Source organism: Kibdelosporangium aridum (assembly GCF_900176515.1).
Taxonomy (GTDB): domain Bacteria; phylum Actinomycetota; class Actinomycetes; order Mycobacteriales; family Pseudonocardiaceae; genus Kibdelosporangium; species Kibdelosporangium aridum.
Genome location: NZ_FWXV01000001.1, coordinates 757415 through 774963, shown reverse-complemented (window position 1 = coordinate 774963; position 17549 = coordinate 757415). Strand labels below are relative to the sequence as shown.

15 protein-coding genes are annotated in these 17549 nt (G+C 65.3%); 8 read left to right on the top strand and 7 right to left on the bottom strand.

The features are described 5' to 3' along the window. Positions 1 to 37: 37 nt before the first annotated feature. The 3 genes from B9C43_RS03075 to B9C43_RS03065 are packed head-to-tail and all read left to right on the top strand — an operon-like array spanning position 38 to position 2692. The gene (locus tag B9C43_RS03075; RefSeq protein WP_033379830.1) at positions 38 to 667 is read left to right on the top strand and encodes a helix-turn-helix transcriptional regulator; all 630 of its coding nucleotides are present in this window, start codon (positions 38 to 40) and stop codon (positions 665 to 667) included. Beyond that, positions 651 to 1775 (top strand): aminotransferase class I/II-fold pyridoxal phosphate-dependent enzyme, encoded by a 1125-nt coding sequence (locus B9C43_RS03070; protein WP_084424479.1) that lies wholly within the window; start codon positions 651 to 653, stop codon positions 1773 to 1775. The genes B9C43_RS03075 and B9C43_RS03070 overlap by 17 nt, the downstream gene beginning before the upstream one ends. Further along, positions 1772 to 2692 carry a Rossmann-fold NAD(P)-binding domain-containing protein gene (locus tag B9C43_RS03065; RefSeq protein ID WP_160096275.1) on the top strand — a complete coding sequence of 307 codons (921 nt, stop codon included), beginning with the start codon at positions 1772 to 1774 and terminating at the stop codon, positions 2690 to 2692. Before B9C43_RS03070 ends, B9C43_RS03065 begins: the two co-directional genes overlap by 4 nt. On the opposite strand, the gene B9C43_RS03060 is transcribed toward B9C43_RS03065, so the two are convergent. Beyond that, a complete protein-coding gene (locus B9C43_RS03060) occupies positions 2689 to 4884 on the bottom strand; it encodes a discoidin domain-containing protein (protein ID WP_084424477.1) in 2196 nt (731 codons plus the stop codon). The two genes, B9C43_RS03065 and B9C43_RS03060, sit on opposite strands and share 4 nt — an antisense overlap. A gap of 221 nt (positions 4885 to 5105) precedes the next feature. Here B9C43_RS03060 and B9C43_RS03055 point away from each other — a divergent pair, with 221 nt between their 5' ends. Next, positions 5106 to 6068, top strand: a complete 963-nt coding sequence (locus B9C43_RS03055; protein ID WP_160096273.1) for an ABC transporter substrate-binding protein — start codon at positions 5106 to 5108, stop codon at positions 6066 to 6068. Between the two features lie 629 nt (positions 6069 to 6697). On the opposite strand, the gene B9C43_RS03050 is transcribed toward B9C43_RS03055, so the two are convergent. The 5 genes from B9C43_RS03050 to B9C43_RS03030 all read right to left on the bottom strand — a co-directional run bounded on the left by B9C43_RS03050 (position 6698) and on the right by B9C43_RS03030 (position 13968). Further along, positions 6698 to 8131: a radical SAM protein gene (locus B9C43_RS03050; protein WP_084424475.1), complete on the bottom strand. Its 1434-nt coding sequence runs from the start codon at positions 8129 to 8131 to the stop codon at positions 6698 to 6700. Continuing rightward, a complete protein-coding gene (locus B9C43_RS03045; protein WP_084424474.1) occupies positions 8131 to 10692 on the bottom strand; it encodes a glycosyltransferase in 2562 nt (853 codons plus the stop codon). Before B9C43_RS03045 ends, B9C43_RS03050 begins: the two co-directional genes overlap by 1 nt. 83 nt (positions 10693 to 10775) lie before the next feature. Continuing rightward, positions 10776 to 11888 (bottom strand): HAMP domain-containing sensor histidine kinase, encoded by a 1113-nt coding sequence (locus tag B9C43_RS03040; protein ID WP_235038404.1) that lies wholly within the window; start codon positions 11886 to 11888, stop codon positions 10776 to 10778. Beyond that, the gene (locus tag B9C43_RS03035; RefSeq protein ID WP_084424472.1) at positions 11885 to 12538 is read right to left on the bottom strand and encodes a response regulator transcription factor; all 654 of its coding nucleotides are present in this window, start codon (positions 12536 to 12538) and stop codon (positions 11885 to 11887) included. The genes B9C43_RS03040 and B9C43_RS03035 overlap by 4 nt, the downstream gene beginning before the upstream one ends. 41 nt (positions 12539 to 12579) lie before the next feature. Further along, positions 12580 to 13968: a S41 family peptidase gene (locus B9C43_RS03030; protein ID WP_143446066.1), complete on the bottom strand. Its 1389-nt coding sequence runs from the start codon at positions 13966 to 13968 to the stop codon at positions 12580 to 12582. Positions 13969 to 14160: 192 nt separating this feature from the next. Here B9C43_RS03030 and B9C43_RS03025 point away from each other — a divergent pair, with 192 nt between their 5' ends. Both B9C43_RS03025 and B9C43_RS03020 read left to right on the top strand, forming a co-directional pair. After that, on the top strand, positions 14161 to 14697 hold the full coding sequence (locus tag B9C43_RS03025; RefSeq protein WP_084424470.1) for a hypothetical protein: 537 nt from the start codon (positions 14161 to 14163) through the stop codon (positions 14695 to 14697). A gap of 67 nt (positions 14698 to 14764) precedes the next feature. After that, positions 14765 to 15307: a hypothetical protein gene (locus B9C43_RS03020; RefSeq protein WP_143446064.1), complete on the top strand. Its 543-nt coding sequence runs from the start codon at positions 14765 to 14767 to the stop codon at positions 15305 to 15307. Here B9C43_RS03020 and B9C43_RS03015 read toward each other — a convergent pair. Further along, positions 15228 to 16130 (bottom strand): helix-turn-helix transcriptional regulator, encoded by a 903-nt coding sequence (locus tag B9C43_RS03015; RefSeq protein WP_084424468.1) that lies wholly within the window; start codon positions 16128 to 16130, stop codon positions 15228 to 15230. The genes B9C43_RS03020 and B9C43_RS03015 overlap by 80 nt on opposite strands. A 385-nt stretch (positions 16131 to 16515) precedes the next feature. Here B9C43_RS03015 and B9C43_RS03010 point away from each other — a divergent pair, with 385 nt between their 5' ends. Together B9C43_RS03010 and B9C43_RS03005 are read left to right on the top strand one after the other, a co-directional pair. After that, a complete protein-coding gene (locus B9C43_RS03010; RefSeq protein ID WP_084424467.1) occupies positions 16516 to 17268 on the top strand; it encodes an AfsR/SARP family transcriptional regulator in 753 nt (250 codons plus the stop codon). A gap of 87 nt (positions 17269 to 17355) precedes the next feature. Continuing rightward, the gene (locus B9C43_RS03005; protein WP_037270310.1) at positions 17356 to 17544 is read left to right on the top strand and encodes a DUF6229 family protein; all 189 of its coding nucleotides are present in this window, start codon (positions 17356 to 17358) and stop codon (positions 17542 to 17544) included. The last annotated feature ends 5 nt before the right edge of the window (positions 17545 to 17549 follow it).

Genomic DNA, 17549 nt, shown 5'->3' with positions numbered 1-17549 from the left:
TGGACATTTCGTCCACGAAAGACGTATCGTCCAGCGCATGGACGCGTTCGAACGGCTGGCACCCGCGGCCGAGGCGATGGCCCGGCTGCTGTCCCCGCACGCCGAGGTCGTCCTGCACGACCCGAAGACCGGCACGATCGCGGCGATCTGGAACCCGATGTCCGGCCGGACGATCGGTGACCCGTCCCTGCTCAGCGAGCTCGACGGGATCCGGCCGGCCAGCCGGGACGTCTACGGGCCGTACCCGAAATCGCTCGCCGACGGCAGGCGCCTGTCCAGCGTGAGCGCGGTGATCAGGGACGACTCCGGGCACGCCGAGGCGGTGTTCTGCGTGAACGTCGACCGGACCGCGTTCGACGAGGCCGCCCGCTTCCTGGCCGCGTTCGCCGCACCGACCACCGAGCAGCCCAAAGTGCTGTTCGAGAACGACTGGACCGAGACGCTCAACGACCTGGTCGGCGGGTACGTCCGCGAGCACAGCACCCAGGTGGGCAACCTGTCCAAGCACGACCGCCTTGTCCTGGTCGGGCAGCTGGACGCGGCCGGGATCTTCACCCAGCGCCGTTCGGTGCCCGTGGTGGCCCGTGCCCTGCACATCTCGCGGTCGGCCGTCTACCAGCTGCTCGCCGAATCCCGGAAGGACACCCCCGATGCCCGTACTTCCTGAGTTCCGGTTGGAGACGTACTTCTCGAAGTGGGAGTTCGCGGCCCGCTACCACCTGACGGCCTCGGACGCCGAGTCGATGAAGCTGCCGGAACTGCTCGCGCTGGCCAGCGACGAGAACCGGGCCCGCTGGGACTCCCTGCACCTCGGCTACACCGAGACTTGGGGCATGCCCGCACTCCGGGAGGCCATCGCGGACACCTACTCCGACGTGTCGCCAGATCAGGTGCTCTGCTTCGCCGGCGCCGAAGAAGGCATCTACCTGGCCATGCGGACATTGCTGCGGCCGAGCGACCACGTCATCGTGATCACGCCCAACTACCAGGCCGCCGAGACCATCCCACTGTCCATTTGCGACGTCACCGGGGTCGCACTGCGGCCGGAGGACGACTGGGCCTTGGACCTGGACGCGGTGGTGGGCGCGATCCGGCCGAACACCCGGATGATCTCGGTCAACTTCCCCAACAATCCCACCGGCGCTGTCCCCGCCGAAGCTGTGTGGCTGCGGCTCACGCAGATCTGCGACGAGCGCGGGATCACCCTGTTCGGCGACGAGGTCTACCGCGGTCTTGGCACCGCTGCCCTGCCCCAAGCCGCTGACATCTCGCCGAACGCGATGTCGCTCAACGTGATGTCCAAGGCGTATGGCTTGCCAGGACTGCGGATCGGCTGGATCGCGTGCCGTGACCGCTCGGTGCTGGAACGCCTCGAACGTGCCAAGCACTACACGACCATCTGCAACTCGGCGCCAAGTGAGATCCTCGCGTTGATCGCGCTTGAGGCTCGCGACCGGATCCTGGTGCGTAACCGGTCCATCATCGCCGAGAACATCCCGCTGTTCGACGAGTTCTTCACGCGGTTCGCCGACTTGTTCGAGTGGGCGCCGCCGCAGGGCGGGTGCGTCTGTTACCCGCGCTATCTCGGGTCGGACGGTGTCGAGACGATGTGCACTGAACTCGTTGAGCAGGAAGGTGTTCTGCTCCTGCCGGCCAGCATCTACGCCTCCGCACTGACCGAAACGCCCACCGACCGGTTCCGGGTCGGGGTCGGCCGCAAGTCGCCGGAAGCGGCCTTGGAGCGCTGGGCCACCTGGTTGGAGAAGCGTCGGTGAGAATCGTCAGCCTCGCCGAACTCCGCGCCGCGGCTTCCTTCGACGTGGTGTTCGGCGCGGTCCGGGACGCACTGGTCGCCCATGCCGCCGGTGCGACGCAGATCCCGCCGCCGATGCACCTCGTTTTCCCTGACGTGGACGGCGACTGTCACGTCAAAGCCGGATACATGACTGGCGCACAGCACTTCGCGGTCAAGATCGCCAGCGGGTTCTACCGGAACTCGGCTGTGGGTCTGCCCAACAACAACGGCCTGGTCATGGTCGTGGACGCGACGAATGGCGTACCTGCCGCGATCCTGGCCGACGAAGGCTGGCTCACCGCTTGGCGGACCGCGGCGGCCGGTGCGTTGATCACCCACGCGCTCGCTCCTCCTGAGGTCTGCGATATCGCCGTCATGGGTACGGGTTTGCAGGCACGGCTTCAGGTCGTCTGGCTGCGTGAACTTCGTACTTTGAATTCAGTCCGCGTCTGGGGCAGGCGGCCGGGCGAAGTCGAAAGGCTGTGCGAAGAGCTGGCGGAGGACGGCATCAACGCTTCACCCGGTGACATCGCTGGTGCGGAGTGCGTCATCACCGCCACCGCGGCCACCACTCCCCTCGCCCCAGCCGATGCGTTCAGTTCTGCCGTCCATGTGACGGCTCTTGGCACGGATCTGCCTGGCAAAGGTGAACTCCCACCGGAACTGTTCGCATCAGCCTCGATCATCGCGACCGACGATCACGAGCAATGCCTGCACCACGGAGACTTCGGCAACGCAGTCCGCGCAGGAATTGTCTCGTCCGACTCCGATGTATCGGTGGGAAGTGTGCTGCGGGACGGCGTGCGGCACCGATCCGGCCTGTCCATCGCGGACCTGACCGGTATCGGTGCCGCCGACGCAGCCGTCGCCTCAGCGGTGTTGAGCGTGCTCGGTTAGGCCGCGGCTACCTCGAACTCCGACACTTGGCCAGCGGGCCAGCCGGTGTTGGCGGTGATGTGCAGCCGGACGAACCGCTGTGTGGTCGTGCCGAAGCTGACCGAGGCGGTGTTGCCGCTCGCGGGATCGAACGTGTAGCCGCGAGAAGCGACGATCGTGCCGTACGAGCCTCCGTCGCTACTGCCCTGGATGGTCAGCGTCTGGGTGCGTGTGCCCCAGGCGCTGGAGGGCGGTAGTTTCAGGGTGACCCGGTTGACCGCGGTCGCCGCGCCAAGGTCCACGGTCAACGTCTGCGGGAAGGCGTTGTTCGTGCTCTCCCAGTAGCTGTTGGCGTTTCCGTCATTGGCGTTGCCCGCCGGGAAGCCGCCTTGCGAACCGCTGGCTGTGATGGACTTGCCGAGGGCGACATTGCTGCCCGGGCCGGGCGGCTGTGGCGGGCCGGAGTTGGGCGGTGGCCAGGTCGCGCAGTTCGGCCACGTGCCGGTCCATCCGCTGTTGCCCGAACCGGTGAACGTCATCCTCGGGATGTTCGTCGGATAAGGGCAGTTGTACGTTCCCGTGACGCCGACCCCGGACGCTGTCAGGTTGCTGATGCCGACCGTGCCCTGGGTCTGCGACTGGACGACGAACGTGCCGACGCCCTGGATGGTCGCGCCGTCGATGGTCACGCCTTGGATGGCTTTGCCCTGGCCGTTGCCGTCGATGAAGTGGATCGCGGCGTAAGGGCTTTGCACCGCACGCAGGCCCGTGATCCTGATCTGGGCGTTGATCGCCGAGTCACGGGCGTCGATCCACAGCGCACCAACGCCGAACTGCCAGTTCGGGTCGAGCGCACCCGCCCGAAGTGTCGCGTTGTTGGACAACGTCGTGGTCCCGGACAGCGGTGATGAGTTGAACCGGTTGCCGACGTGGATACCGCCGCCGAGGGCGTTGGTGTCCTGGACGAGGTTGCCGGTGACGGTGTTGTTGGAACCGCCGTACAGCGCGATGCCGTTAGCCAGGTTCGGCTGGATCACGGTGTTGTTCGCGATCGTGTTGCCGGAGTCTGCGCCGCCGTTGGACCAGAACGCGATGCCGTCGTCACCGTTGCTGCGGAAGTAGTTGTTCCGGACCGTCGAGTTCGTGGCGACGCTGTCGAAGTTCAGACCGTCGGCCTGGGTGCTCATGATCCGGTTGTTCTCGACGGTCACGTTGTTCGACGGCCCGTTCATGATCCAGAGACCGCACTTGGTGTTCTGGATCCACAGGCCCGACACGACCGAACCGGTGCCGATCGCGCCATGGAACGCGTTGTCCGGGTTGTTGTCGACGCGTTCGGTCACGTCCCCGAACACCGCGAAGTTGTACAGCCGGATGTTGCCTTGTGCGCTGCCGTTGTTGAAGATGTTGTTGCCGTACAACGCGGTGTGCCACTGTCCGGCGCCGCGGACGGTGGTCTGGTCGATCTGCAACGCCGATCGGATGTCGAACCTGCCGGGTGGGATCCAGACCTCGCGGTTCTGTGAGCGGGCGGCCGCGATGGCGTTGCGGAACGCCTGGGCGTCGTCCGAGGTGTCGTTGGGTGTCGCGCCGTACTCCGTGACGGACAAGGAGTTCGCCGGTTGGGTGCCTGGCCCGCTGACCTGCTCGAAGTCGGCGAGATCGATCGTGGCCTGGCCGACGTCGCCGCCGTCGGCCTGGACGCGGACTCGTGCACCCGCTGCGGCGTTCTGGCCGAACAGCAGCCGGGAGTCGTCGAAGAAGTGGTGCGTCTTCGATCCGGTGATCCAGCCAGTGTCCACATAGGTGTACCGGGTCGTCACCGGCAGCCCGGCGCTGAGCTTGGTTCCGTTGACGTACACCGAAAGCCTGCCGTTGCTGCCGTTCGGCAGGTTGTATCTGACGTTGATCGAGTTCGCCGCGGCAGGCAGGACGAACTCGACGTACTGGCCTTGGCCGATCCGGATGCCTTGGCGCCCAGAGGCTTCGGAGGCGACCGTGCCTTGCGTGTGATCGGGGCCGACCAACGTGCCGTTCGTGGCTGAGCACTCTGCCTCGACAGTGCGGAACGGCACCGAGGCGCCACCCGAGATCGTGGTCGGACATGCCGCGATGACGGCGGCGTTGGCAGGACTCACGGCGAGGGTGAGTCCGGACGCGGTCAGCGCCGCGGCGGCTAACGCCGCCCGGGCGCGGACATAGGTGGGAGACATCTTTGGCACACACCTTTCCGGGACGTGCAGGGATGTCGAGGGCATGGCTCGACGTACGCCGGACTTTCCGTGATGCGCTTGTGCAGGGGTGAGCAGGATCATACGAATCTTGAACAGCAGGACGCAAGACTGTGACGATATTCAGAAATCTTTCGACATTACCTAGTCGCTGATCCGCCCGGCAGTAAGCAAGGTTAGGCTTACCTATGCTTATTGGGAGGGTGTTACCAATCGTGCTGGCTGGGGCGTTGCTCGCCGGATGCGGGACGGCCAGCCAAGAAGCGCCCCAGCAGGCGGCGCCGGCCGGAGCGTTCCCGGTGACGATCAAGAACGCGTACGGCGAAACCGTGATCAAGCAGAAGCCACAGCGCGTGGTGGCGCTCGGCCTTGGCGACATCGCCGTCGCGAACGCGCTCGGCGCGAACATCGTCGGTGCGGTGAAGAACTACACGGGTAAGCCGCTTCCGTACCTGCGAACAAAGCTGGACGAAGCCGTGTACGCGGTCGACCCGGACGCGCTGAACATCGAGAAGATCGCGGCGTACCGGCCAGATGTCATCCTCGCGCTCACGTGTTACGGCCTTGACCAGGCCGAATACAACGCCCTGAGCAGGATCGCGCCGGTGGTGACGTATGAGAAGGAGCTCTACGCCTCACCGATGGACCAAGATGCGCTGACCATCGGCCGCGCGCTGGGCGATGAGGCCGGAGCACGCAAGCTTGTCGACGACGCGAACGCGAGTATCGCGAAGGTGAAGAGTGAGCTGCCGAGGTTGGCGGGGAAGACGTATCTGTACGGGCAGGCTCGTGGGGAGATCCTGCCGTTGGTCGTCGGTAAGGACAACATGTCGACCAAGTTCATGGCTTCGCTGGGGTTGAAGGTTCCGGACGCGTTCGCGGGTGCTCAGACGAGTTCGGAGTTGGCACCGGGGACCATCGGGTTGAGTTATGAGAACGCCGATCAGCTTGATACGGCGGATGCGCTGTTCATGACGTTCGCGGGTCCGGATGATCAGACGAAGTTCGAGTCGAATCCGTTGACGCGGGATCTCAGGGTGATCAAGGAAGGCCGGTACCACCCGATGAGCATCGAGGCCGCGCAACTTTTGCAGGCTCCGGATGTCGTTGGCGTGGATTACCTGCTCGGTGAGCTCAAGCCGACTTTGGCCAAGATCGGGGCTTGAGGTTACTTCGCTTGGTCGGTGGGCTCTTGGGTCTTGGGTCACTGCGGCGGGCTCTGTGGTTGGTTTTGGCGTGCTTGCGGGTCGCCGCGGCGCGCTCGTTGGTCACCTTCGGCGCGCTTTGGCTCACCGCGGCGCGCTCTGTGGTCGCCTTCGGCGCGCCCCTGTGAGGGGTCGGCGCGATTTGGTGTGGAGCCTCTGCGCCGCAAAGGACAGGGAAAGCGGGCAGGACCTGCGGCCCTGCCCCGCCGACAAGCTTATTTGCGGCGCCACTCCACACAAAATCGCGCCGACTACCACTTTTTGGCGCGCCTCTTTCGTGGCTTGGGCGCGCCTTCACTTGGGCCCGGGCGCGCCTCCGCTGTTGCTTTGGGCGCGCCTCTATCGTGGCTTGGGCGCGCCTCTTCGTGCTCCGGGCGCGCCTCCGCTTTGCTTTTGCCGCGCCTCCACTTGGGGCAGGGCGCGCCTCCACTGTTCTTCGGGCGCGCCTTCGCTTTTGGTTGGGGCGCGCCTTGTGTTGGGCTTGGGCGCGCCTCCACTGTGGGCGGGCGTGCCTCGCTTGGCGTGTCCACCTTTGCGGCACTATGACATGCACTTTGCGGCACCTCGAATTGCCCCGACCAGGCACCTTCTTATTGCAAGTCCGCGTTGATGATCGCTTCCACCAGTACTTCTCCATCCGGGGTGAGCTGGATTCCCGTGTTGTCCACCAGCAGCAATCCTCGATCCACCAGCGATTCCAGTCGTTCACGCCATGGCCCGGCCATCACGTCTCGCCCGAACCGGCCGCGGTGGACGGAGTTGCGCACCGGTTGCAAGGTTGACAGGGCCATTTTGATCGCGCGGGATTCTTGGGCTTCTGGTGAGAATCGTGTTGCTGAGCCCAGGGGGACACGGCCTGCGTCGACCGCTTCCGCGTAACGCTGCCAGTGCACGTCTGTGATCGCTTCGGATTTGCGGCAACTCGAGCTGCCGCCTAGGCCGATCGCTACTTCGGCTTCCTGCCTGTGCTGGTCGACCATGATGGATTTCCATTCTTCCGGTCCGTGGCCGGACCGGGCGAAGTACATCGTCGGGTGCTCTCGATATCCCGCGTCGCGCAGGCCTTCGGTGAGGATTTCCCGCATCTGGTATTGCTCGCCCAGTGATGGCCAGCGATGTCCGTCTCGGACGAGCTTGTCCCGATACGATGGGATCTGCCATGCGGCTGGTTGGACGCCTGCTACTCCAGTCCTTGTGTCGGAGTAGGACTTCAGGTGCAGTTTTGTGCAGACGACCGCTGTCAGTTCCAAGTCCAGCACTGTGTCCAGGTCGCGGCGGATGCTGTCGATGTTCTGGTCGAGCAGGCCGTACATCAGGTCGATGCTGATCCAGGGGAAGCCGATCTGTTGGGCGGTACGGACGAACGATACGCACATGTCCGCGCTGTGCTCGCGTCCGCATTCGGCCAGTACCTTGTCGTCGAAGGATTGCACTCCGCTCGACAGCTTGGTGACGCCCAGCGACGCCAGCAGTTCCAGTTTCGCCGGGGTGAACGTGCTCGGGTCGCCTTCGAACCGGATCGCGGTGTCCGGGCCGAACGTGAAGTTCGAACGGTAGAAGTCCAGCAGTTTGCGGATGGCGTCCGGCGGCAACAACGACGGTGTGCCACCGAAGACGTTGAACTCGCCGATCGGGGCCGTTCGCAGCGCGGGCACTTCCCTCAGCCAGGACTTGGCTTCCTTGATGTTCCAGTCCACCCATTGGCTTGCCTTGGCGTCGGCGTTGTCGCCCTTGGCAAGAACGACCGGGTACTGGCAGAACCGGCAGCGGTACGCACAGGTCGGGATGTACGACCACAGGTGGATCGGTGCCGTGTCGGCGAGCTGGGTGTCCAGGTCGGCAAGGAAGTCCGCGGGTTCGTAGTCCGGTTCGTTGCCGGGGAACACGTGTGCCCCGAACGGATCCTCCACAACGTATTCCAGCAAGTGTTGGTTCTCCGGCGCGGCAAGGGCTTCCGCCACGTGTGGTCGTGGGTGCGACGGGTCCAGCACGCGCAGTGACGCCAAAGCCGTTGCGTAGTCCATCAGAACACACCTCCGTTGCCGAAGTAGTTGTGTGCCTCGCCGGATTCCCTGTCTTCGCAGTAGTACTTCACGAACTCGGTGAACCGGTCCGGCGAAACGTCCTGCAAACACGGCGGTAGCGGGGGCGGGTAGCCGATGTCGTCGCCGACGGTCGCTCGCAGGCGGGCGAAGATCTCGTCGGCGAACTCGAAGTACAGCCGGTAGGACGGTGTTTTGTACGAGTGGATCGGGGTGAAGTCCGTCATCCGCATCTCGTCCTTGATCTCCGCGATCCGCCTGCCCAACCGCTCTGCCAAGGACGGCCCGAAGAACTCGATCACGGCGTCGTCGTCCAGCAGCGACGGTGTCAGCAGGACAGGCAGGATCGTGTTCTTCGGTGTGAAGTCCTTGACGGAGAAGTCCCACGCTTGTCGGGCTTGCTCTTCGGTGAGGTCGGCACCAGTACCTTCGGCCTGCGGGCGGATGTCCCGCATGACGATGATCCCGTCAGAGCCGTAGGCCCGGCCGGCGATCACCTCGTCGATCGCGTGATCGACACGTCGCGGGTTGATCTCCACGCGCGACCGGGGCACGTAACCGATGTCCTCACCGCTGCCACGGACTTTGATGCCGAAGTCCCAGTCGTCGGACAGGTGGTTGACGAACCGGCCGTCCTGCAGCTGGTAGAAGATCTCGATCCCGCCGACTCGGTCGTGCACGTCACGGTCGACCGCGAAGCCCTTGCCGTCGGGGAACCCGCCGAACAGCGCGAACGTCACCGCGCGGCAGCGCAAGGTCTTGGTGATCGCGTCCCAGAGCCGTGGGCGCCCGGCGAAATGCTCAGCGGAGTAGTAATAGTCGCAGACGCCGATCGCGGCTTTGCCGGATTCCATGGCCACGAACAACTCATACAGCCAGTCCTCGTCGACGCGGCAGTCGGCGTCCGCGGATACGAGGTAGAACCGCTCCTCCGCGTTGACCCGGCCACGACTGCGCACGCTCGCGAACTGCATTCCCGTCCGGCGTGCACAGGACACACCTTGCTCGGGCTCGGGAATGACGTGCACGGCGAGATCCGGGTGCTCGGCCGCGAAGGTTTTGGCGATCTCCGCTGTGTTGTCCGTGGAGTTGTTGTCCACCAGGACGACCTCGTACGTCGACCGGTCCAGCCCGCGCTGGTGGTACAACGAGTCCAGGACCGCTGGCAGGTTGGCGGCCTCGTTGTACACCGGCAATATCACGCTGAGCCGGACTTGTTCGTCCATCGGGACCAGCACCAGCCTGTCCAACAGGTCACGTGCCGTGCCGAAATCGCGCTCGCCCAGCCGGAAGTTGTGCTCCGCCATCTCCGCTCGTTCCTCCTCGTCGGTGAGCAAGTCCCGGACTTGTCCGATGAAGTCCTCGTCCGGCAGATCATCGGTGAGCAGGGGCGCCCGAAAGCCTTTGCTGCCGTAGACCGTGTCGTACAGTTCGTACCGGGTCGTCACGTACGGAACTCCGGACGCGATGGCCTCCCCCACCGGATTTCCGTAGCTCTCGTAGTCGAATGAGGTCAGGAAGGACACGAGGTCCGCGTGGGCGAGCAAGTCACGCACCGAATACTTGCATCCCGTCGACCGGCCGATGTCGTCCTCGTGCGGCGCCAGCCACCCACCGAAGACGACGCGGTCCGTCACACCTAACTGCCGGGCAAGCGCCACAAGCCTGCGGTACTCGTCCGGGGATTCGGTGGTATCCCCCGCTACGAACAGGACCGCGTCCGGGATCCCGGCCAGCAGGTGCAGGTCCCGATCGATCCGCTTCTGCCTGATGATTCTCGTGCACCGCGCGATCAGGGGTGCTCGCGCCGGAATGCCGTAATCACTTCGGAAATCGGCGTTACCGGTGTGGATGGTCGCCTTGCGGTGCGTGAACGTGTTCGGCAGGACGTCGATCGCCCGCAAGTGCGGCGCCCATTCAAGCGTCTTGCGGCGGGCTTGGTCGTGCAATGCCAGGTAGTGGATATGCGGCGAATTCGGCGGTTTCGGCGTCGCCGGATACGGGTAGACGCCGTACTTGCCGGAACTCGGTTCGCTCTGCCACATCAGGTCGTGGTCACGCCAAAGGACGTACCGCCCGCGGTTGCGGCCGTACTTCTCGATCGCGAGGTGCAAAGCCTTGGTGTACGTGATGTTCTCGGGCAGCGTGCCGTTCTCCACCAGCACGTACTCGATGTCGTTGGCTTCCCATGCCGCCACGATCAAGTCGCTGAGCCGCTCCGCGATCGAGTCGATCCGGGGCAGCAGGTGGGTTCCTTCGCCGCGTCCGACCACTTCGCGCAGCACCTCGGCGACGAAGTCCCTGTCGTACCCGGGAATCTGCTCGACGCCTGCGATCCGGCCGAGCCGCACCCACTCCGGCAGCAGCTGGGCTTCGTCTTGGTAGGGCCGGAAGAACGCGTCCTTGTCGGCCTTGATGTCGTAACCGAGATCCAGCACCACCGGCACACCACGATCAGCGAAGTGCTTTGCCGTCTTCACGAACTCCACCACGACACCGGAGATGGGCGTGGCGTCGAAGGAGATGCCCCAAAGCCCCGTCATACCTTCCGAAGCTAACGGTTGAACACCAAGCCCGCCGGATGAGTTACGGGCACGCCGACTGGCAGGTTCTCGCCACCTCCGGCCTATCGCGATACCGGTACTGTCGTTGGGATACCGAATTCGACGGTGAGCGAGAGACCACCGTCGTCGTTGGGACGGGCCGTGATCCTCGCGTGGTGCGCCCGCGCGATCGATGCCGCGATCGACAACCCGAGGCCGGCGCCGTCGTGCCGTGTCCGCGTGTGCAACCGGCGAAACGGCTGGAACAGCTCGGGGATCCGATCGGCGGGTACGTGCGGTCCGGTGTTCCGGACGGTCAGCAGTCCCAATGCGGTAAGTCCGATGTGTACTGATCCACCGGGGTGGTTGTAGCGGACGGCGTTGCTGACCAGGTTGACGAGCAATCGATGCAGGAGGACCGGATCGCCCCGAATGACAAGCGGTTCGGTCGACACAGTCATGGCGATCGCTTCGGAGGTCGATTCGGCCGCGGTCTGCCGGACGAGCGCTGCGAGGTCGACCGGTTGTGGCGCATCAAGACCGTGATCGGCTTCGGCGAGCACGAGCAACGAGTCGATCAGCTGTTCGGTCCTCTGATTGTGGGTCAGCAGTTTCGCCCTGACCTCAGGCAGGTCCTCGGCGTCCTCCAGTCCGATCTGGATCGCGGCGCGCTGCGTGGCCAACGGCGTGCGCAGTTCGTGCGCGGCGTTGGCGATGAACCTGCGCTGGCTGTCCACCGAACGTTCAAGGCGTTCGAGCATCGCGTCGAACGTGTCGGCGAGCTCTTTCAGTTCGTCGTTCCGGCCTGTCAAGGCGATTCGTTCGTCCAAGTTGGACAAGGAAAGCCGTTGCGCCGTCGCGGTGATCCGGCGCAGCGGCCGAAGCATCCGGCCGGCCATCCACCAGCCTGCGATGATCGACAGCAGGGTCAGCACCACGATGGTGATCACGGTTGCTGTCCATTGGTCCCGCAGCACTTCGTCCGGCAGGTTCTCCACGTCCGCGAACGGTCCTGGAGGTATCGGCGGGAGGACGGGCCTGGCCACGGGGCGGCCGCCCGGGGTGATCTGGGCGACCTGGGCGTGCAGCCGGTCGCTGAAGACCGAGTTCACCACGATCACCAGGATCGTGGACGTGACCAGGAAGATCCCCGTGTACAGGGCGGTCAGCCTGCCCCGCATGGTCCGGCGTCTCACAGCACGTACCCCGCGCCCGGCACGGTCTGGATGCACGGCGGGTCCCCGAGTTTCGCGCGCAGCCTGCTGATGATCACCCGGACCACGGTGGTGAAGGGATCCGTGTGCTCGTCCCACGCCGATTCCAGCAGCCGTTCGGAGCTGACGACCGCGCCATTGGCTCGCATCAGCACCTCCAACACCGCGAACTCCTTCAGTGACAGGCGAAGGAACCGGCCGTCCCGCATCACCTGCATGCGTTGCGTGTCCATCTCGATCCCGTGCCGCCGCAACGTCGGTGGCACGGGTGCCTGGCTGCGTCTGCCCAATGCCTGCACCCGTGCCACCAGTTCGCTGTAGTCGAAGGGTTTCGGAAGATAGTCGTCGGCGCCGAGGCCGAGACCGGCGACCCGCTCGGGCACCGACGCCGCCGCGGTGAGCATCAGGATCCTGGTCCGTGCCCCCGATCGGACCAGGTCCTGGCAGATCTTGTCGCCGTGTACCTCGGGTAGGTCCCGATCAAGTACCAGTACGTCGTAGTCGTTGACGGCTAGCCGCTCCGACGCCGCAGTACCGTCGTAGGCCACGTCGACCGCCATGGCGTGCCTGCGCAACCCCGTGGCGACCAGATCTGCCAGGTCCCGTTCGTCCTCAGCCACCAGCACTCGCATGCCCAGTGCCTAGCGGATCGGACGTTTCCCCCACGTGAACGTCACTTCAGCAGAGCGAGTGCCTTCGCCACGCCAGGGTCGCGGCCAGCGGAGAGGTCGGCCGCGGTGATCGGCGCGAAGTGGTCGGGCGGCACGCCGACCGTGTCGACCTTGGCCCGGTCCGGCCCGATCTCGTGGATCTTCGGCAAGCCGATCATGCTGCCGTCGTCCAGTACCCACCCGTCCCCAGGGCCGGAGACGGCACCGGCGGTGCGCTGGCCGACCAGCGTGCCGAACTTCAAGACCTTCGCAGCACTCGAGAAGGCGTCACACGCCGATGCACACCGGCGGTCGGTCAACGTGATCAACGGCAAGTTCACCAGCGGCACCGAGTCGTCGGTGCGGTTCGGCGTGCACTTGTCCTTCACGTCGCACCAGTAGCTGTACGTCTTGCCGTGCACCCACGAGCTGACCAGCTTCTTAACCTCGTCAGGCGACCCACCGCCGTTGCCACGCAGATCGAGCACAACCCCGCGCAGTGTGCGGTCCTTCCCCAGATCCGCGATGGCCTTGAGCACCTTGTCCGCGGCATCGCGCGCGAAGCCGCGCATCGACACATACGCGACGTCACCGGGCAACAGCTTCGACTCGACCACCTCACGCTGCGGCGGCGGGCCTGACGGCTTGGTCACCGTCAGCGTGTACGTCTTGGTCTCGCCGGTCGACGGCCTGCGCATGGTCAGCTTGACCTGCTGGCCTTCCTTGGCCTCCATCAGCCACTCGACCACGCCCGGAACCGCGACGCCGTTGATGAACAGCGGTACGTCGTTGACCGTGAGGATCTCGTCCCCCAGTTTGATGCCCGCGTTCGCGGCCGCGCTGCCCGGCAACAGGTCCACCACGAAGGCCGGGCCACTCGTCGTGGGATCGGTCCGGCCCGGGCCTCGCGCGTGCGAAGGCAGGAAGCCGACCGGCACGGAGTCCGACTCCGTCGGGCGCATCCACCGGGCGTGGTTGTCGTTGAGGCTGTCGACCATCGCGGTGATGGTCACCTCGGCGACAGCCTGGTGCACGTCCGCAGGCAGCTTGGCGACAATGTCCTGGTAAGCCTTGCTGAACGCCCGCCAGTCGGCGTCCCGCTTGCCGGTCAGCACCGGAGCACTCGCGTTCGCCTGGTCAAGCCCCCGGCGTTGCAGCTCCCTGGTGAACGCGGCGAAGGCCGGTTGTAAAAGGTCACGGCTGTCCAAGACGGGACCGCTGAAGTAGTTGTCGAAGATGCAGTAATACGCCTGACCGATGGTGGTGACCGTCGTCGGCGTCAACGGCGGCGGTTCCTGCGGCGGCGTCCGGCACGTCGATGGCTTGCCAGCCTCGGGGCTGGCACTGACCGTCGCGGTACTCGCGACCGCCGCCACAGCGGTGATGATCGCGAAGAGTTTTAAGGATTTCACGGCCGCAACTCTGCTGAGCGCGCCGTTGCTGGGGCGCGAACGGAATCGTTAACACCGCAGCAGCAAGTTGTGAACTATTCTGGCCGGTTCCAGGCAACCTCGGTAACACCCTTACGCGTGTAACGCGATGTACGTGATCAAAGGGGGAGGGGGCGCCGATGGAAGACGCACTTGACGTGCTCGGCGTAAGACATGGCTGAGCGGTGGGCCAGGCTGCGGTTCGGCTCTCCTGGCCTGTTCACGCTGCTGACGGCTTCGATCGGGGCTGGAGTCGTCTGGGTTTCGTGGGTGGTCGGGTATTTCAGCTTCGAGCTGCGCCACGTGTTCTTCGCGGCTTTCAGCGGTCTGTGCTTCGCAGCCGCCAGCGCTTTCGGACGCAGTCAGGCACCCCCACCATTCCCACCCGGTCTGCACCTCGACGACACGATGAGAATCTGGCGGCTCGTGCGCTACGGCGGTCCAGTCGAGAACAAAGCTGATGTATCGGCTGTCAACCATCACGCCCGGTGGCTGCTTAGCGGGCCCAGTACCTCGGCCTTGGCAACCGGGCTCGCCGTGGCCATATCGGTGGCGGCGGTTGTCATCATCGTTGCTCCCAAGGACGATCCCTTCTACGTCCGAGTGCCCGCGCTGTACCTGGTCGTGTTCGCGGCGATGATCCCCATGACCATGCGTCGCGCGAAATGGCTCTGGAACGCGGAACGTGTGCTCGAAGTGCCGAAGCGATAACCGAGGCGGACCAGTGGAAGAATGGTGGATGAGGCGAGCCTTCGGCCCGCGGGGATGGTGGGCGCTGGTGAACGGCCTCACCATGGGCATGGTGATGTGGATCGTCTGGTTGATCGCCCGGCCGGGATTCGCCTGGGGCCCGGTGATCGTCTCGGCCGGGTCGGGTCTCGGCGCCGCGCTCGGGAGTCTCAGCGTGCGCAAACAGATGCTTGCGGCCTTTCCACCAATGACCCTCCTTGAGGAAAAGATCAAGGCGTGGCGAATCGTGCGGGACGGTGGACCGGTCGACAACGCGGCCGACGTGCGGATAGTGGCACGCTATGCCCAGTGGATACTTCGCCGGCCCTCGGCAGTGACCGTGTTTCTCGCGTGGTTCGCAAGCATAGCAATCACACTAGGCCTCAGCCTCCTGATCATCGACGTCGATCCGGAGTACGCGAGGGTCTGCGCTATCGCCACAGTTCTGTGTCTTGCGTACTTCCCCATTATCCTGCGGATCCCCAAGCAGCGCGAGAACGCTGAACGGGCGCTCACAGCCAGCCGTGCCGTGATGCCTGCACCCCCAACTGGAAGCGAGTCTGCGCCCCCAGGATCTCCTGCAGGCGGCTGATCCTGCGGGCAACCGTCCGTTCACTCACGCCGAACTCGCGAGCGATCGCCTCGTCAGTCAGCCCCGCGCTGAGGTACGTGAGCAGCCGCTGGGTATCCCGGCTCGGTGTGTCACCGGCGGGCGCCGTCTCGGTGCCCGCGGTGATCGGCACCGCCATGCGCCAGTAGGCGTCGAATATCCCGACAAAACCAGTCAGCAACGGTGACCGGTGCACGACCACCGCCGCGATGTCCTCGTCGGACCGGGCGGTGAGCAACGCCCATCGATCGTCCACAATGGTCAAGTTCATCGACACGTGCGGGAACACCCGGGCCTGCTCCCCCGCGTCCACGCACCGCTGGACCATCCGCAGTGCCTCGGGATCACGCAGCACGTGCGTGCCGTAGATGACCTGATACGCCACGCCACGCGCCAACGCGTCGAACAGGCCCTCGACGATCTTGTGCCCGTCCGGGCCCAGGTTGCCGACGCTCAGCGCCCGCACCCGGGTCCGTGCGTCGGTCTGCACCCGGTCGAGGACCGCGCGACCGGCCGAATAGGACGGTAAGACTTCCAGGTATGTGTCGTTCGTCTTGTTCCAGACCCTGGCCAACATGGCCGCGCTCTGCCTGGCGAGTGCCGTGTAGCGCTCGGCGAGCGCCTCCATTGCCAGCTGCGGCGGGCAGGCCACGAGGGTGCCGCCGCTGCGCTCGACCAGGCCGGCGGCCTCGAGCTCGGCGACGGCCTTGTGCTCGGGCTCGACGCCGGTCGTCCCGTGCTCGACGAGGTCGAGGTACACCCGTTCCGCGTCAGCCGAGATACCGAGGGCTTGCAGCGGCTGCATGGACCCTGTTCTACCACCTGAAACACCGTGATTGGGCTAATCGGGCGACTACCTGGGCGATCACGTTTGCGCAGGCCGGGTTACGGGCAGCCGAAGAGCACCGCCGATCAACGCCCATTCGCCGAGAGGAGCGTCCCGCCATGGCTCGCCGATTCATCCACCACCCTGCTGGACGACGACGGCGACGGTCCGGCGGGGATTTCGAGTATCCAGGCGCCTGCACGTGCCGTGCGTTCTCCGGTGGACGCGCCGTGCACAACTACGGTCAGCCTGGATGTCGCTACGCAGAGCTGGACGACCGAACCTCCGCGCACTGATTTCACTGTTACTGCAACAGATTTCCCCCGTCCGCCGGTGGCGCAGCGCGGGCGAAACGCGATAGCTGATGCGTGTTCGTCTTGCACGGGGGCGGTTGATGGAGATCATGGTGCTGGGGCGGCCGATGGTGCACATCGGCGGCAATGGATTACGTCCACTCCGGCGGATGGCCCGGGTTTTGCTCGGGCTGTTCGCGTTGCGGCCGAATCGGCCGCTCTCACTCGAGTGGCTCATCAATGGGTTGTGGCCAACCAAACCGCCCGCGTCCGCCGCGGCGAACGTCCGGTCTCATATCGCGGAGTTGCGGCGTCTGCTGGCGGGCGGGGACAAGCCGAGTATCGAAACGCTCGACGACGGCTACATGCTCGTCACGGCACCGCATGGCGTCGATGCGTTGCTGTTCCGGGAACTTGTCGCCCAGGCCCGTAAGCACACCGGGCTGGACGCGGCCAGGTTGCTCACCCAGGCCGTCGGCTTGTGGCGCGGGGACGTGCTCGAGGGCGTGCCCATTCCGGCGGCGCTGGAAGCCGAGGCCGCGATGCTCGAGGACTTGCGGATGTCCGCGACCGAGGAGCTGGTGGAGGTCCGGATGTCGTTGGGGCACGAGCAGGATCTCGTGCCCATCCTGAAGGGCCTGGTGATCGAGCACCCGTTGCGGGAACGGCTGTGGCACCAGCTGCTTCTCGCACTGTGGTCGACCGGGCGGCGCAGCGAGGTGCTGGAGGAGTACCAGCGGCTGTGGTCGCTGCTGGACCGGGAGCTGGGTGTGCGGCCGGCCCAGGCCACCACCGAGCTGAACGAATTGGCCCGGCGTGGTTGACCGGCTGTATGCACACGTGTGTGCGCGGCTGTATGCGCGGCGTTCTTAGTGTCGTTTTTCCCAACCCAGCAAGGAAAGGGGAAAACCATGACAGCTGCCATGCTCGCGGATGCCGAGGAGCTCGTGGCTCGTTGGCGAGAAGGCCTGGACCTGGACAGCCCGGCCGGCCCGATCTTCGCCAGCGGCGAGTTCGCCGAGGGTGACATCGTGGCCTGCAACCCGCCTGGCAGCCGGTGCTCGTCGTGCACCGCGTCCCGGCCGGTCTTCTGCTGCTGAGCCCG

What these genes read in the sequence shown, in the direction of transcription:
- B9C43_RS03075 (WP_033379830.1), top strand. Translation starts at nt 38, where the DNA reads ATGGACGCGTTCGAACGGCTGGCACCCGCGGCCGAGGCGATGGCCCGG.
- B9C43_RS03070 (WP_084424479.1), top strand. Translation starts at nt 651, where the DNA reads ATGCCCGTACTTCCTGAGTTCCGGTTGGAGACGTACTTCTCGAAGTGG.
- B9C43_RS03060 (WP_084424477.1), bottom strand. Translation starts at nt 4,884, where the DNA reads ATGTCTCCCACCTATGTCCGCGCCCGGGCGGCGTTAGCCGCCGCGGCG.
- B9C43_RS03050 (WP_084424475.1), bottom strand. Translation starts at nt 8,131, where the DNA reads ATGGACTACGCAACGGCTTTGGCGTCACTGCGCGTGCTGGACCCGTCG.
- B9C43_RS03045 (WP_084424474.1), bottom strand. Translation starts at nt 10,692, where the DNA reads ATGACGGGGCTTTGGGGCATCTCCTTCGACGCCACGCCCATCTCCGGT.
- B9C43_RS03035 (WP_084424472.1), bottom strand. Translation starts at nt 12,538, where the DNA reads ATGCGAGTGCTGGTGGCTGAGGACGAACGGGACCTGGCAGATCTGGTC.
- B9C43_RS03025 (WP_084424470.1), top strand. Translation starts at nt 14,161, where the DNA reads ATGGCTGAGCGGTGGGCCAGGCTGCGGTTCGGCTCTCCTGGCCTGTTC.
- B9C43_RS03015 (WP_084424468.1), bottom strand. Translation starts at nt 16,130, where the DNA reads ATGCAGCCGCTGCAAGCCCTCGGTATCTCGGCTGACGCGGAACGGGTG.
- B9C43_RS03010 (WP_084424467.1), top strand. Translation starts at nt 16,516, where the DNA reads ATGCGTGTTCGTCTTGCACGGGGGCGGTTGATGGAGATCATGGTGCTG.
- B9C43_RS03005 (WP_037270310.1), top strand. Translation starts at nt 17,356, where the DNA reads ATGACAGCTGCCATGCTCGCGGATGCCGAGGAGCTCGTGGCTCGTTGG.